At 61.5% G+C, this 15299-nt stretch carries 13 protein-coding genes; 2 read left to right on the top strand and 11 right to left on the bottom strand.

Annotated elements, in window-relative coordinates:
• Window positions 1-4: 4 nt before the first annotated feature.
• From BT119_RS07755 to BT119_RS07715, 8 genes are all read right to left on the bottom strand, one after another.
• Window positions 5-478 (bottom strand): Rsd/AlgQ family anti-sigma factor, encoded by a 474-nt coding sequence (locus BT119_RS07755; RefSeq protein ID WP_003432684.1) that lies wholly within the window; start codon window positions 476-478, stop codon window positions 5-7.
• Between the two features lie 174 nt (window positions 479-652).
• Window positions 653-1180 (bottom strand): disulfide bond formation protein B, encoded by a 528-nt coding sequence (locus tag BT119_RS07745; protein ID WP_054082309.1) that lies wholly within the window; start codon window positions 1178-1180, stop codon window positions 653-655.
• A gap of 216 nt (window positions 1181-1396) precedes the next feature.
• Window positions 1397-2641 carry a heme biosynthesis protein HemY gene (locus BT119_RS07740; protein ID WP_003367721.1) on the bottom strand — a complete coding sequence of 415 codons (1245 nt, stop codon included), beginning with the start codon at window positions 2639-2641 and terminating at the stop codon, window positions 1397-1399.
• Window positions 2638-3759, bottom strand: coding sequence for a uroporphyrinogen-III C-methyltransferase (locus BT119_RS07735; protein WP_003432677.1), 1122 nt, complete (start codon window positions 3757-3759; stop codon window positions 2638-2640). Before BT119_RS07735 ends, BT119_RS07740 begins: the two co-directional genes overlap by 4 nt.
• Before the next feature lie 53 nt (window positions 3760-3812).
• Window positions 3813-4586, bottom strand: a complete 774-nt coding sequence (locus tag BT119_RS07730) for a uroporphyrinogen-III synthase (RefSeq protein WP_072365267.1) — start codon at window positions 4584-4586, stop codon at window positions 3813-3815.
• The gene (gene hemC / locus BT119_RS07725) at window positions 4583-5524 is read right to left on the bottom strand and encodes a hydroxymethylbilane synthase (RefSeq protein WP_003318426.1); all 942 of its coding nucleotides are present in this window, start codon (window positions 5522-5524) and stop codon (window positions 4583-4585) included. The genes BT119_RS07730 and hemC overlap by 4 nt, the downstream gene beginning before the upstream one ends.
• A gap of 232 nt (window positions 5525-5756) precedes the next feature.
• Window positions 5757-6503, bottom strand: a complete 747-nt coding sequence (locus BT119_RS07720; protein ID WP_003367710.1) for a LytR/AlgR family response regulator transcription factor — start codon at window positions 6501-6503, stop codon at window positions 5757-5759.
• Window positions 6500-7582: a sensor histidine kinase gene (locus BT119_RS07715; RefSeq protein WP_003318424.1), complete on the bottom strand. Its 1083-nt coding sequence runs from the start codon at window positions 7580-7582 to the stop codon at window positions 6500-6502. The genes BT119_RS07720 and BT119_RS07715 overlap by 4 nt, the downstream gene beginning before the upstream one ends.
• Window positions 7583-7715: 133 nt before the next feature.
• Here BT119_RS07715 and argH point away from each other — a divergent pair, with 133 nt between their 5' ends.
• Complete coding sequence (gene argH / locus BT119_RS07710; RefSeq protein ID WP_024641407.1) at window positions 7716-9110, top strand: argininosuccinate lyase; 1395 nt, start codon at window positions 7716-7718, stop codon at window positions 9108-9110.
• Window positions 9111-9509: 399 nt separating this feature from the next.
• Window positions 9510-10751 (top strand): nucleoside recognition domain-containing protein, encoded by a 1242-nt coding sequence (locus BT119_RS07700; protein WP_003367703.1) that lies wholly within the window; start codon window positions 9510-9512, stop codon window positions 10749-10751.
• A 4-nt stretch (window positions 10752-10755) separates the two neighbouring features.
• On the opposite strand, the gene BT119_RS07695 is transcribed toward BT119_RS07700, so the two are convergent.
• From BT119_RS07695 to BT119_RS07685, 3 genes are all read right to left on the bottom strand, one after another.
• Window positions 10756-11949, bottom strand: a complete 1194-nt coding sequence (locus BT119_RS07695; protein ID WP_003367700.1) for a DUF5924 family protein — start codon at window positions 11947-11949, stop codon at window positions 10756-10758.
• Window positions 11950-12044: 95 nt separating this feature from the next.
• Window positions 12045-13421, bottom strand: coding sequence for a M16 family metallopeptidase (locus BT119_RS07690; RefSeq protein ID WP_046718748.1), 1377 nt, complete (start codon window positions 13419-13421; stop codon window positions 12045-12047).
• A 57-nt stretch (window positions 13422-13478) separates the two neighbouring features.
• Window positions 13479-15131, bottom strand: coding sequence for a Na/Pi cotransporter family protein (locus BT119_RS07685; protein WP_003367694.1), 1653 nt, complete (start codon window positions 15129-15131; stop codon window positions 13479-13481).
• Between the last annotated feature and the right edge of the window lie 168 nt (window positions 15132-15299).

Below are 15299 nucleotides of genomic sequence, written 5' to 3'. Positions count from 1 at the left end.
AAGATCACGCCTGAGCGGCGATCTCTTCCTTGTGCGAGTTGTGCAGCACTTCGATCAGGCAGTCTTCCAGCTCGAAACGCTCGTGCAGCAATTGCCCCAGCTGATTGAATTCCCGTGCTACTACCGCCGCATCCGAGCAGTCGCCCTTGTCGCAGCGATCATTGAACGTGAGGGCAAACTTGGTGATGACGTCCAGACGTGGATAGATCGTGTCTGCCAGCTCGAGCCCACGCTCGTCATTGAACGCCCGGGCTTCATCACCCAGCTGTTCGTAGACTTCGAAGTGCCCGGCGGAGACGTAATCCACAAGAATCCCGCAGAAGTTCTGCAGACCTTCAAGGTCGGCTGCCAACGCTTCGGGCGTGTCGCCCAGCGCGTCATAGGCTTCGACCAGTTCGAGACGGCTTTGAAGCCAGCGATCGATCAGCTTGTTCACTCCGCCCCAGCGTTCCTGAGCATTCTGACAACTTTCCAGCATGGTCTTCTCTCTTCCCTTCAGGGGCATGCAGTCCTGGGCCGGTCCGGGTGATTGGCCGGGACCTGGCCTGATAAATGCGTCAGGACAGCATATTTCCAGTGACGCGTGCGGCCCAGATTATGCCCGCTCGACAAGGCCATCAAGGTACGCAGGAGATAAAGTTCATACAAGCGTTTAATAGCCGCCCCGATCTCTGGTCGCCAGCCAGTGGCTGAATTCGCTGAAAAGAGGATACAGCGGTAACAGCGCCAGACCCGTGAATGCCAGAAGACTCCACTCCGGCAGGCTGATGCCGAACAGTGTCCAGGTGATCTCGGCGCAAAACAGCGCGTCGCTTCGCAGTCGGTCGATGCACATGTCCAGGGAGAGCAGGCTCAATACCTGCTCCAGTCTGGTAATAACAGGTATCAATTGATCGGCCGAGGCGGTCTGCAACCACACCTGTGTGCCTGCTGCAGCAAGCCCGGCCAGGGCGACCAGCAAAAGCCCCAGACTGTAGCGCCGCGTGCCTGTCGGGCCAGATGCGTGGCAGGCAGCACAGAGCGCCAGCACGCCACAGACGATGAATGCAGCCCGTTGCACCATGCACAGCGCGCAAGGGTCGAGACCGAAAGCTTGCTGCAGGTAGAAGGCGACGCCAATGATTGATGCACAGGCCAGCGATGCCAGGAAAAACAGGAAGCGTGTGCGAGCCAGATACATGGCAAATCCGTAACAAAGGACGAGACGATTACGGTAGAGGAAAGGGTGCGGCGCATTCAAGGTGGCGGCATACGGATGCGTCGCTGTTTACCGAGGAAAAAGAACACACCGCTGCGTGGTTCTTTTACCCATGTATGTAGGACGATTCTTACGCATTGATCTTGACGGGCTGGTGAGGCAGCACGGAGAGCCCTGACCTAGGACTCTCCGGTGGTTTCAAGCCTTGGTCAGTACCGGCAGGGGCCGCGACAGAAGGCGCTCGTCCAGCAGGCCCAGGCCTTCCTGAAACAGCTGATTGCTGCGATCCGTCTCACCCAGTTGGCCCAGCAGACGAGCCAACTCGGCGCAGGTTTCGGGATTGCGTTCCAGGCGCAGACTGCTCTCCAGATAATCCCGCGCCTTGCCCCACAGTCGGCCTTGCAGACAGATACGTCCCAGGCTCAGCAACAGGCTTGGATCAGCCGGATGGTGCTTGAGCCAGCCTTCCGCCGTTTGCAGCTGCTTGAGCGGGTCACTGCCGCGAACCAGCCCGTACAGACGCGCTAGATGGCTGTTGTACTCGCGCTTGAGGGCGCTACGAAGCACCTCTTCAGCCTGAGCTTCGGCACCCAGACGGCGCAATTGATCGGCGTACGCCAGCACCAGTTGCGGCTCCTGGCGTTGCGCAGAGGCCAGCCCCTGCCAGGCGCTCTCCAGAGAAGGCAGACCGGTCGGTGCGCCTTCGATGCCCTCGCGGTACGCCGCCAGGCTCAGGTTCTCGCCCCAGGCGCGGCGTTCCAGCTCGGCCAGCTCCTTGGCTGGCAGAACCTTGTCCTTGCGCAGTTCCGGCATCAGGCGGACCACGTCGGACCAGTCACCACGCTGCTGATACAGGCGTTGCAACTGACGAAGCACCTGAGGGTTGTGCGGATGACGCTCTTTCATGGCCAGCAGCGTGGTCAGCGCACCTTCGGTGTCGCCGCGATCCTGCTGCAGCTGGGCGTGATTCAGGGCAATTGCCAGCTCGGCTTGTGGCTGACGCTCGAGCGCACGTTCCAGCAAGGCATCGCAGTCTTCGTAACGACCCTGCTCGTTGGCCGCGCGTGCAGCGCCGATGTAGTAGAGCAGCGGGTGAGTATCGGCTTCGGCCGCGCGTTGCAGATGACGCTGAGCGCTGGACCAGCGGCCCTCGGCAAGGTCCATCTGGCCTTGCTCGATAGCCATTTGCACGCGACGACGGCGGTTGCGGCGCGACCATGGGTTAACCACGCGGCCCGAAGTCGTCAGCAGGCTGATCAACAGTCTCAGCAGTGCGATCACCAGCAACGCGGCGACCAGCAGCGCCAGGGTCGCCCACAGGCTCGATTCGTAGCGGAAGTTCTGATAGGCGATCAGGACGTAACCGGAGTGCTCGGCGATGGCGACACCGATCAACGCCGCAGCGGCGATCGCGATGAATAACAGCACATAGAAGCGCTTCATCGGCTGGTCCCCTGTTGCGCCTCGGCTGGCTGGCCGGCGGCATGACGGCGTTCAAGGTAGGCCTGCACGGCGCTCAGGGTCGGTGCCAGATCCGGTGTCTTCACCGATACCGGCTGGCTGGCGACAGCATCAAGCCCCTGGCCGAGCGCTTTACCCTGTGGATCGTCCTGATCGAAGTTGGCTTTCAGAACGTTTTGCGCTTCAGTGATGGCCTTGGAATAAACCTCGGGCTCGCCGTTAAGCGCTGCCCACTGCGCCTGCTCCAGCGCCAGGCTCAGCGCCAGACGCACCTGCGAAAGGCTTTGGCCGGCGAGTACCGGGCGGATGTCCTTGTCGGCGTTGAAATCGATGCGGAAGTAATGGGAGATCTCGTCCCACCACTGCGTCCACCGGCTGGATTCGGTCTTGTCGGCGGTCAGGCCCAACAGTGACTCGCCCTTGTCTTCGTATTCGGGGGCCAGCTTGTTGAGCTGTACAGCTTGCTCACGCAGAGCTGCGAGTTGCAGAAACAGCCCGGTGCGGTCCGGCTGCTCGATGCTGCGCAGGGCGGCAAGGCTCTTGGCCAATTGCTCGCGGGCAGCGAAGGAGCCCGGATCGTCCTGCTCACGCAGAATTTCGTCGGCACCCTGAACCAGCGCCTGTGCACTGTTGATGTCCTGCAGCGCTGAAAGACGCAGGCTGGCCAGACGCAGCAGATGCTCGGCCTCGGCCAGACGCCAGTCCTTGCGGCTCGCCCCCAGTACGGTTTCGAGTCTCTGGCTGAGGCGCTGCTGATCGCCTTGCAGTTGCGCGACCAGACGTCGACTGTCTTCCAGCTGATTGGCTGGCGGGAATTGCGCGATGCGTGCGCTCAGCTGCTGGTCATTCTGCGCCAGTACCAGGGTCTGTTCGGCGATATCCTCGACCTGTCCGCGCTGCTGCTGGTGCCCGGCCTGCAACATGCGCAGTTGCCAGACTCCCCAGCCGGCGACGGCGATACCGGCAATTGCCAGCAGCAAGGCCAGAAACACCAGGCCACTGTTGCGGCTGCCGGTGCGCTCGGTGCGGACTGGCTCAGGCTTGGATGCAGGCGTTTTCAACACCGATTCTTCGTCTTTAGGCAAGGCTGTTTCGCTCACGTATCCCATCCTTTGCATTTTGGCGTAATAGCGTAAACGACAGGTGTCGATCATTACGCCTTGACGGCAGGCTGAGGTTGTTCCCGCAACGCTGCCAGCAATGCCGCGGCGCTGGCGCCACGACAATCAATAACGGTCCTTGCTCCGGCTGCCCGCGCGATGCTGGCAACCCTGGGGCTCGGTACAAACAGCGGCAGATCGGCCAGGACCGGCCATGAATCCCCCGCCAACTGAAGCAAATGTTCAAAACCCTGCCCACTGCTGACCACCAGCCCGTTCAAGCGTTCCACAGCGACGCGTTGCGCCAGGGCGCCGGGCGCATGTTGCGGCAGGTAGCGACGATACAGCGGCAGGTAATCAACCCCCACCCCCAGCCCTCGCAGTTGCTCGGCCAACAGTTCGCGTCCCTCGTCACCGCGCATGATCAACACACAGCTTCCCGGTACGGCAATTGCCTGTTTGAGGCGCGGCAGTTCAAGCAAGGCTTCGCTGTCGTCGCCCTGCTCCGGCCAGCTCGCATCCAGCCCGTAGTCGAGCAGTATCTGCCCGGTTGCTGAACCCACACTGAACCAGGGTTGCAGGGGCGGTTGCGGCCATACTTCATCGATCAGCTCGATGGCCAGTCGCGCGGCAGGTTTGCTGACCACGATCACTGCACAATAATTGAGCAGCTCGAAAATGATCGAACGCTGTGCAGGCGTCAAGGGCAAAGGCTCGGTTTCAAGCAGGGGCAGACTGCTGCTGAAGATACCGTCCTCGGCCAGCACCCTGGCCAGCGCTGCCGACTCTTCGGCCGGGCGGGTCAGCAGCAGACGCCAGCCACTCATTCGTTATTGGCCTCGCCGTAGACCGCTTTCAGGATGTCGGCGGCGCCCTGCTCCAGCAGCGCTTCGGCCACCTGCACACCCAGTGCCTGAGCAGATGTCTGAGGTGCCCGGGCATCCGCGTGCAGCAACACGCTGCCGGACGGATCGCCCACCAGGCCGCGCAACCAAACGTCATCGCCTTCCAGCACGGCGTAGCAGGCGATCGGCACCTGACAGCCACCGTTGAGGTGCTTGTTCAGCGAACGCTCGGCAATCACGCGCACAGCAGTGTCTTCATGATGCAAAGGGGCAAGCAGTGCATGAATTTCGGCGTCGACGCTGCGGCATTCGATACCCACCGCGCCCTGGCCACCGGCTGGCAGGCTGTCGTCGACACTGATTGCGGAAGTGATGCGGTCTTCGAAACCCAGGCGGATCAGGCCAGCGGCGGCGAGGATGATGGCGTCGTATTCACCGGCATCCAGCTTGGCCAGACGGGTATTGACGTTGCCGCGCAGGAAGCGGATCTGCAGATCGGGTCGACGCGCCAGCAATTGGGCCTGACGGCGCAGGCTGGAGGTGCCGACAATGCTGCCGGCCGGCAACTGGTCCAGGCTGGCAAAGGTGTTGGAAACGAATGCATCGCGCGGGTCTTCGCGCTCGCAGATGCAGAACAGGCCCAGGCCTTGTGGGAAGTCCATTGGCACGTCTTTCATCGAGTGCACGGCGATGTCGGCGTTGTTTTCCAGGAGCGCGGTTTCCAGCTCCTTGACGAACAGGCCTTTGCCACCGATTTTCGACAGCGGGGAGTCGAGCAATTTGTCGCCACGGCTGACCATGGGTACCAGCGTCACGAGCAGGCCGGGGTGGGCCTGTTCCAGGCGGGCCTTGACGTATTCTGCCTGCCAGAGTGCCAGCGCGCTTTTGCGAGTGGCGATGCGGATTTCGCGAGAGGACATTGAACAATCCGTACTGAGTAAATGCGACGGATAATAACAGCTCAATCCCGGTCAGGGCGGCTTCGGCGCTGATTGCAACTTGCGTCAGACACTGAGCCGATCAATCAATCGGCAGTGCCTGAGGGGCGCATGGGAAAGGCTGCGCGTAGGCCAGCCGAAAAGCACATGGAGCCGGAATTCTCTTCCGTTCCATGACTCGGTCTGGGCGCAGAGGCTCCAGAGCGGCGAGGCGCTAGAGCTGCTGCATCATTTTGCGGACACCGGCTACGTGGCGGCGGCTGACGATCAACGCATCGCCATTGAGCCCTCTGAGGAACAGCTGGAAATGCCCCAGCGGGGTGCGCTGCAACCGTTCTATGCGCTCGCGGGCCACCAGCGCATTGCGATGGATGCGCACGAAACGGTCACCGAATTCGTCTTCCAGTGCCTTGAGCGGTTCGTCCAGCAGCACTTCGCCGCCCTCGTGACGCAAGGTCACGTATTTGTGATCGGCGATAAAGTAGATCACCTGATCCAGGGGAATCAGCTCGATGCCTTTGCGGGTACGCGCGCTGATGTGGCTGCGTGGCCCTGATCCGCTTTCGGCTGCCGGGCGGGTCAACGCCGCCAGTTGCACGCGGTTCGGCCGCTCGGCTTTTCGCAACGCTTCGACAAGGTGCTCGGGACGCACAGGCTTGACCAGATAGCCCACCGCACTGACCTGAAAAGCTTCCAGGGCGAACTCATCGTGGGCGGTGCAAAACACAACGGCAGGCGGTGCTTCCCGCTCGCACAGTCGGGCTGCGACCTGGAGGCCATCGAGACCCGGCATGCGGATATCGAGCAGCACTACGTCCGGTTTGTGGGTTTCGATCAGCGCCAAGGCTTCTTCGCCATTGGACGCGCTGGGTTCCAGTACTCGATAACCCTCGATTTCATTGACCATGCGGCTCAATCGCTCGCGGGCCAGGGGTTCGTCATCAACGATCAGGACATTCATATAGCTCTGGCTTCCTGCGTGAGTCTCGCACAAGGATAGCGTAGACAGGTGTAGTGACGACCGTCACGGCGCTCCACGCTCAGACTGGCATGCGGGCCAAAAAGTGCCGCAATTCGTGCGCCTATATTCGTCAGAGCCTGCTGAGTACCGTTGGAAGTCTGCCGATTGGCAACTTCTTCATAGGGATTGCTGACGCTCAATATGAACTCTCCCCCTTCATAGTTCGCTTCGACCGTTACAACGCCCCCTTCGACCCGCGGAGCAATGCCATAAATCAAAGCGTTTTCAAGTAATGGCTGCAAGGTTAGCTGGGGGATTGGCAAGTCATCGGGAATTGCACTCACCCTCCAGTCCAACTGTAGACGCTCGCCAAGACGATATTGCTCAATCGATAAATATCGTTTTGCCAATGCCAGCTCCTCACCCCATGTCACGAGGCTGCCCGGCTTGGCCAGACTGGCACGAAAAAGGTCCGAAAGATCGAGCACCGCCTGCTCGGCCTTGACCGGGTTGCTGGCCACCAGACTGGCGATACTGTTGAGTGTATTGAAGAGGAAGTGCGGGCGGATGCGCGCCTGCAGCGATTCGATCCTGGCGCGCAGCTCGCCCTGTTGCTGCTTGCGCCACTGACTCTGCAGATAGAAGTAACGCAGCATCAGGGCGGACATGATCAGGGCAATCGTCGAGTAGCGCAGATAACGCTCGACCATGCCGCTGACCGAAATTCGCCCGGTAAGCTGACAGACGTCGGTGACGGCTGTGCACAGCAGCGTCAGACCGACCACCAGCAGGCAACTGAGCATGCCCGCCAGCCCCGGCGTCAATCGCGCCAGCCAAGGGCGCAACCCGCACAGCAGCGCTGCCGACAGCAGCACGATCCATTGCACGAACAGCGACATCAACGCCAGGCGTACCCAGTCGAAGCCGCTGCGCATCGGTTCCACCAGCACCAGAACCAGCACCAGCAGCTCGGCCAGCACGACGAGCACCAGCAATGCCTGCGGCAGGCACAGTTCAGGGAGGAAAAAGTCTTTGCCGGGCGCGGGCCGGGCATCATGTTTCACAGGTTCGATTCGCATGGCTCCAGTCTCTGCCCTGGCCTCGTCAGCGGCAAGCTGTCCGGGGATAAAAATGCATCAACCCTGTTATCATCGCGTTCGTTCTTGTGCCAGGTATCGGGCACGTCACTTTCAGTCAGCAACGAGCGAATCCATGAGCACCGACAAGACCAACCAGTCCTGGGGCGGCCGCTTCAGTGAACCCGTCGACGCGTTCGTCGCGCGTTTCACTGCCTCCGTCACCTTCGATCAACGCCTGTATCGCCACGACATCATGGGCTCCATCGCCCACGCTACGATGCTGGCCAAGGTGGGCGTACTGACCGACGCCGAGCGCGATACCATCGTTGACGGCCTGAACACCATCCAGGCCGAGATCGAGGCTGGCCAGTTCGACTGGCGCGTCGATCTGGAAGACGTGCACATGAACATTGAAGCACGCCTGACCGACCGCATCGGTATTACCGGCAAGAAGCTGCACACTGGTCGCAGCCGCAACGATCAGGTCGCCACCGATATCCGTCTGTGGCTGCGCGACGAAATCGACCTTATCCTCAGCGAAATCACACGTCTGCAGCAAGGTCTGCTGGGCCAGGCCGAGCGTGAAGCTGAAACCATCATGCCCGGTTTCACCCACTTGCAAACGGCCCAGCCGGTAACATTCGGTCACCATATGCTGGCCTGGTTCGAAATGCTCAGCCGCGACTACGAGCGTCTGGTGGATTGCCGCAAGCGTCTCAACCGCATGCCGCTGGGCAGCGCGGCGCTGGCGGGCACGACCTACCCGATCGACCGCGAGCTGACCTGCACACTGCTGGGCTTCGAGGTGGTGGGCGGCAACTCGCTGGACGGCGTATCGGATCGCGACTTCGCCATCGAATTCTGCTCGGCTGCATCCATCGCAATGATGCACCTGTCGCGCTTTTCGGAAGAGCTGGTGCTCTGGACCAGTGCGCAGTTCCAGTTCATCGACCTGCCGGACCGCTTCTGCACCGGCAGCTCGATCATGCCGCAAAAGAAGAACCCCGATGTTCCTGAGCTGGTTCGCGGCAAGAGCGGCCGCGTGTTCGGTGCCCTGATGGGCCTGCTGACCCTGATGAAAGGCCAGCCCCTGGCTTACAACAAGGACAACCAGGAAGACAAGGAACCCCTGTTCGACGCCGCCGATACGCTGCGTGATTCGTTGCGTGCATTCGCCGACATGATCCCTGCGATCAAGCCCAAGCACGCGATGATGCGTGAAGCAGCGCTGCGCGGCTTCTCGACCGCCACCGATCTGGCCGACTATCTGGTCCGCCGTGGTCTGCCGTTCCGTGACTGCCATGAGATCGTCGGTCACGCGGTGAAATACGGTGTGGAAACCGGCAAGGACCTGGCAGAGATGAGCCTGGAAGAGCTGCGTCAGTTCAGCAACCAGATCGAACAGGACGTCTTCGCCGTGCTGACCCTGGAAGGTTCGGTGAATGCCCGTAATCACATTGGCGGCACCGCCCCCGAACAGGTCCGCGCTGCCGTCGTTCGCGGCCAGGAGCTGCTGGCCGGGCGCTGAAGATACCCCGCATAGCCCTGATGACGCGGAGCATTGGCACGATAGAAATCTCAAGGCTTTCATCGTTCCCATGCTCCGCGTGGGAATGCCGTTCTGGACGCTCCGCGTCCTATCCTGAGCGTGCGTAGCGCAACGGATATGTGACGCAGAGCGTCACGACCTGCATGCCAACGCAGAGCATTGGCACGATAGTGATCTCAAGGCTTCATCGTTCCCATGCTCCGCGTGGGAATGCTGTTCTGGACGCTCTGCGTCCTATCCTGAATGTGCGCCGCAGAGCGTCACAAAACGACCGTGTTCTCGTGCACCTATCGCTCCTACGACTCTTTCAGCAGCTGCCGATTTCCCTCCGGCGCACCCCGCCGCTATCATCCCCGCTTCTTGTGGGGGACTTATCCGATGCTCAATGGCCTGTGGCTTGGTTTTTTTGTCGTGGCGACGATTTCCGCGCTGGTGCAGTGGCTGGTGGGCGGCAACGCCGGCATTTTTGCGGCGATGGTCGAAAGTATCTTTGCCATGGCCAAGCTGTCGGTCGAGGTCATGGTGCTGCTGTTCGGCACACTGACCCTGTGGTTGGGCTTTTTGCGCATCGCCGAGAAGGCCGGCATCGTCGACTGGCTGGCCAAGGTCCTCGGGCCGCTGTTTCTGCGCCTGATGCCGGAGGTGCCGCCCGGCCACCCTGCGCTGGGGCTGATCACCCTCAACTTCGCCGCCAACGCGCTGGGTCTCGACAACGCCGCCACGCCGATTGGCCTGAAGGCCATGCGCTCGCTACAGGAACTCAACCCGAGCAAGACCGCCGCCAGTAACGCGCAGATCCTGTTTCTGGTGCTCAACGCCTCATCCCTGACCCTGCTGCCGGTGACGATCTTCATGTACCGCGCCCAGCAAGGTGCGCCTGACCCGACCCTGGTATTCCTGCCGATCCTGCTGGCCACCAGTGTCTCGACCATCGTCGGCCTGCTGTCGGTCGCGTTCATGCAGCGTCTGCGCTTGTGGGACCCGGTGGTGCTCGCCTACCTCATCCCCGGCGCCCTGTTGCTGGGCACCTTCATGGCTTTTCTCGGCACGCTGTCGGCGGCTGCGCTGGCGGGTCTGTCGTCGATTCTGGGCAACCTCACGCTGTTCGGCCTGATCATGATGTTTCTGATCATCGGCACGCTACGCAAGGTGCTGGTCTACGAGGCCTTCGTCGAAGGTGCGAAGGAAGGTTTCGACGTCGCCAAGAGCCTGCTGCCTTATCTGGTCGCCATGCTCTGTGCGGTGGGCGTGCTGCGCGCATCCGGCGCGCTGGACTTCGGCCTGGAAGGCATTCGGCATCTGGTGCAGTGGCTGGGGCTGGACACGCGCTTCGTCGATGCGTTGCCGACCGCGATGGTCAAACCCTTCTCGGGCAGCGCCGCCCGTGCCCTGTTGATCGAAACCATGCAGACCCAGGGCGTGGACAGCTTCGCTGCATTGGCCGCTGCCACGATTCAGGGCAGCACCGAGACCACGTTCTACGTCCTTGCCGTGTACTTCGGCGCCGTGGGCATTCAGCGCGCTCGCCATGCGGTGGGCTGCGCGCTGCTGGCCGAGTTTTCCGGTGTCGTGGCCGCGATCTTCGTCTGCTACTGGTTCTTCGGCGCGACCGCGACCTGAAACATTACTGCGCCGGAGCCTGAGGCGCAGACTCCGCGGGGGCTGCTTCGGCAGGCGCAGCCTCCTGCTTCTCCTGCTTCGGCTCATCAGCCGGTGCGGACTCAGGCGTAGTCTCTTCGGCCGAGTCGCCGCCCGGCTTGAGCTTGATTATCCGCCCGGTAGGTCGCTTGACTGCTGGCTGGTCATTGTCAGTGACGACAAAACGCAGCACGCCGATCATCTGGCCGTCCTCGGTCAGCACCCTCACCTGCCAGCGTCCTGTCACGTCCTCCGGGAAGTTTTGCTTGCGCGTCCAGGCGCGATAGCCTTCCTTACGGCCGCCGTGGATATCCAGCGCGATGCGGTCCATCTCTTCGCCTTCATGCCACCACACATGGTAGATACGCTCGTCCAGCCCGCGCGGCGCATTGATGGCGGTGTACGCATACAGGCCGCCGTTGCGCAGTTGCTTGGCGCTGATCAGCGAAATACTGTCGCCCGGCGTACGGTTCTTGTTATCGAAGTCCGGGCTCACCGCCACTTCAGTCAACCACAGCGTCGCAGGCGGCACCCAGGAGCGTAGCAACCAGCCCGCCGCGCCGATGGCCAGGATGATGCTGATCACGGCCAGTGCGCTGCGCCAGGTGTTGAGCGGGAAGTTGGACATCAGGCTGGGCGCCGACAGCAGCATCGCCACGCCCAGCGCCAGTTTGTAACTCTCGGCGGTGGTCAGGTGCAGGATGATCGGCAGCGCGGTCAGCAGTGCCGCGAACAGCGTCAGAGTGTGCAACGTCATGAACAGCCAGCGTCTGGGCGCCAGCCACTTGTAGTAGAGGGGGTCGATGATTGAGATCAGCCCGGCGGCGCCGAGCACCGCAGTGAATACCGCCTGACCACTGTTCCAGGTGGTGGTGATGAAAAAGAACGGCAGCACGAAGAACAGGCTTTCCTGATGGATCATCTGCGTGCCGTAGCGCAGCAAGCCCTGCGGAATCTCGCGGCCCAGCGCCTTGTTGAGCAACCCGACCATAGTGTTTTCGACCATCAGCCACAGCCAGCTGATCAGCATCACCACGGCAATCCAGGTGGCCAGCCCTGCCTGGCGATCGACCAGAATGAAACTGGCGATACCGGAAACGAAACCAAACGCTGCAATGAGCCCCGGGTAGCGCTGCATCAAGTTGAGCACGGGTGTCACATAGCGATTCACGTCAAGCATCGGAGGGGTCACTCGGTTCTGTTCATACAAAAAACGCGCTGTGTAACAAACGCAGCGCGGAGCCTGCACCCGGGGTGCAGTTTGGTGTCAGGATTCTATTTGCTGCGTACACGCCAGCGCCACAGGGCCAGCAGTGCTATGAAACCCAGTACTCCGCCAATCAGCCAATACAGACCGTCATAACTGAACAATGGCTTTTCAATGCGCATGTAACCCGGCTGGGCAAGCAATTGGCGCATCGCCTGATTGGCCGTTTCCAGCTTCACCGCCTTGATCCGTTTGGCCGGATCCTCGAAGCGCCCGTTTTCATAATCGTTGAGCGCGCTCCAATAGTAGTCGGCCAGCGCGCTATTGCCTTGTGTGGCCCATGACTGCCGGTCAATGGCGAGCTGTTGCAGCCGCGCAAACGTAGCGGGCTGCATGCCGTCTTTTTGCAGGCGCTCGACCAGACCGCGAATGTCGCGCTCGGCTTCATCGGCATCGTCACGTTCGACATCGGCGTTCAGGCTCAAAAACCCGACATCGCCGAACACTTCGCGCTCTGCCGAGGGGCCGTAGGACAAACTGTGTTTCAGGCGCAGCTCAGTGTAGAGCGTCCAGTCCAGATAGGCTTTGACCAGTTCCCAGGTTTCGTCGTGCTGGTCGTCGAGCTGCGGCTCTGGGTAGATCAGGTGCAGCTTGGCGCTCTCGCCCAGCCCGCCGCGCTCAAGCTCGCGGCGCGGTTCGGCCGAGCCGCTGCCCTGCGCCAGTGGCGGGTGGTCGATCGGATCGGTGGGGGCGAGCTTGCCGTAGGTGCGCTCCAGATAGGCTGGCAGCAGCTTGTCCAGATCACCCACCACAATCAGCGTCATGTTGTTGGGGGCGTACCAGTTGGCGAAGATGTCTTCGATATGCTCCAGCTGGATGCCGTCCACCTCGGGACGTTCAGCGCATTTGAGGCCCAGCTCCACGGCCAGCTGGCTGCTGGCGCTGCGCCCGGAATCACGCCGGTCAAGCAGGCGCTGCAAGTGCGAAAAATGCCCGCCATCTTCGCGTTCGACCACGCGTTTGACGCCGTCCAGCCGCGCCTGGCTCAGCTCGGTTTTGGTCATGATCTCCAGCAGCAGGTCGAGCACCTTGCGCTGGTTGCGCGCAGGCGCTTCGATCACGAAGGTGGTGTCGGCGTTGCTGGTGAAGGCGTTCCACTCGCCGCCCAGTGCCTGCATACGCTCCTCCAGCCCGCCTTCGCCGCTGTCATCCACGCCGCTGAACAGCAGGTGTTCCAGCAGATGCGGCAGTTCCTTGTCCTGGCACGGGAAGTCATCGAAGCCGATACCTACCACCAGGCGGATGGCGACGTGACCCTTGTCGTAACCGGGTTTGAGAATGACTTGCAAACCATTGGGCAGCAGGTAGCCCTCGACCTGGAGACGGTCAAGGGCGAATGAGGGGAGTGAACCGAGGAGCAGACAAGCGAACAGCAGGCAACGCATAAAACAGCTTTCCTGGCGGGCCGGTATGTTTAACAGACTTCACCTCGGCCCTTACGTTCATAGCGATCTGTCGGCCTCGACCTCGCTCGACAAGGCTCCTGTGTCAGCGGTTTCCAGCACCACGTAGGCGCTGCTGCAAAACAGCGAGTTCAGACGCTTCATGTCGGCAATCAGTTCCAGGTGCAGCGAACTGGTTTCGATACTCTGGACCACCTTGTTGCGCAGCCGGCTGACGTGGGCGTGCGCCAGGCGTCGCTCCTCGGCCCTGAACTGGCGCTTCTCGCGCAACAACTGACGCGCGCTTTCGTGATCGCCGCTGAGGAACACCGAAAGGCCCAGGCGCAGGTTCGACTGTAATTGAATCTGCAGATCCGCAAGCTCTTCAAGACCGACTTCAGAGAACGACCGGCGATGTGCCGTCTTCTGCTGCTGGATCTTGCGCAACATGCGTTCGATCAGGCCGCTGGCCAGCTCCAGGTTGATGGTCAGTTCGATGATCTCGGCCCAGCGCCGGTTGTCGTGCTCGCCGAGGTCTTCACGCGGCATCTGCGCCAGGTACAGCTTGATCGCGCTGTACAGCGCTTCGACGTCATCGTTGAGGCGGCGCACTTCCTGGGTCACCGCCGTTTGCGTGCCGCGCAGTACCGCCAGCATCGAGGCGAGCATGCTTTCGATCAGGTCGCCCATACGCAGGGTTTCGCGCACCGCGTTGGCCAGCGCAAGGCTGGGCGTCGACAGCGCGGTCAGGTCCAGATGACGCGGTTTGGCCAGGCCGCCGACTTCGTTCTGCTGGGGCAGCAGATACGAGCACAACCGCGCCATCGGGGCCACGGTTGGCAGCATGATCAGGCAGCGCACCGTGTTGTAAAGCAGGTGAAAGCCGATCACCAGTTCCTGCGGACTAAAGCCCAGCGTGTCGATCCAGGCAACCAGCGGATCGAGCACCGGAAAGATCAGCAGCAGGCCGAACAGTTTGTACAGCAGACTGCCCAGCGCCACCTGCCGGCCGGCAACGTTCTGCATGCTGGTACTGAGAAAGGCCAGCAGGCCGCTGCCGATGTTGGCCCCGATCACCAGGCCGATCGCCACCGGCAAGCCAATGACTTCGGTGCCTGCCAATGTGGCCGTCAGCAGCACTGCCGCCAGGCTGGAATAGGAGATCAGCGCGAACATGGCGCCCACCAGCGCATCCAGCAACAGGTCGCCGGTCAGCGAGGCGAACAGCACCTTGACCCCCGCCGCCTGGGTGATCGGTGCGGCAGCCGCGACGATCAGCTGCAAGGCCAGCACGATCAGGCCCAAGCCGATACCGACCCGTCCCAGTTGACCGGCACGGGTCTGCTTGCGCGACAGGAAAAACACTACGCCAAGGAAGATCAGCAGCGGCGACAGCCATGACAGATCGAAGGTCAGCACGCGAGACATCAAGGCGGTGCCGACATCGGCGCCAAGCATGATCACCAGGGCAGGCGTCAACGTCATCAGCCCCTGGCCGACAAACGACGTCACCAGCATGGCGGTGGCGTTGCTGCTCTGCACCAGTGCCGTCACCAGAATGCCGGCTATGAACGCGAGCGGTCGTTTGGACATGTTCTGGCTGAGGACACGACGAAGTTGTGTACCGTAAACACGAAGGATGCCAGTGCGCACGATATGCGTGCCCCAGATCAGCAGGGCGACGGCGGATAGCAAATCGAGCAGGGTCAGCATGCGAAAAGCCCCCTGAGGTTTGCCTATACAGGCGATGAATTGAAAGATGCAGCGTGTAGCGAGCGGGGATGGATGAAACGCTCTACTAAGCTTTTAGTCGGCCATGGGCCTTGGCGCCAGCATCGCACAGCGCGGATTTCATTGAAATAAAAGTGTCATAAATCAGTA

This window comes from Pseudomonas sp. NFACC10-1, assembly GCF_900119195.1.
GTDB classification, from domain to species: domain Bacteria; phylum Pseudomonadota; class Gammaproteobacteria; order Pseudomonadales; family Pseudomonadaceae; genus Aquipseudomonas; species Aquipseudomonas cerasi.
This window is presented reverse-complemented; position numbering and strand designations above follow the sequence as displayed.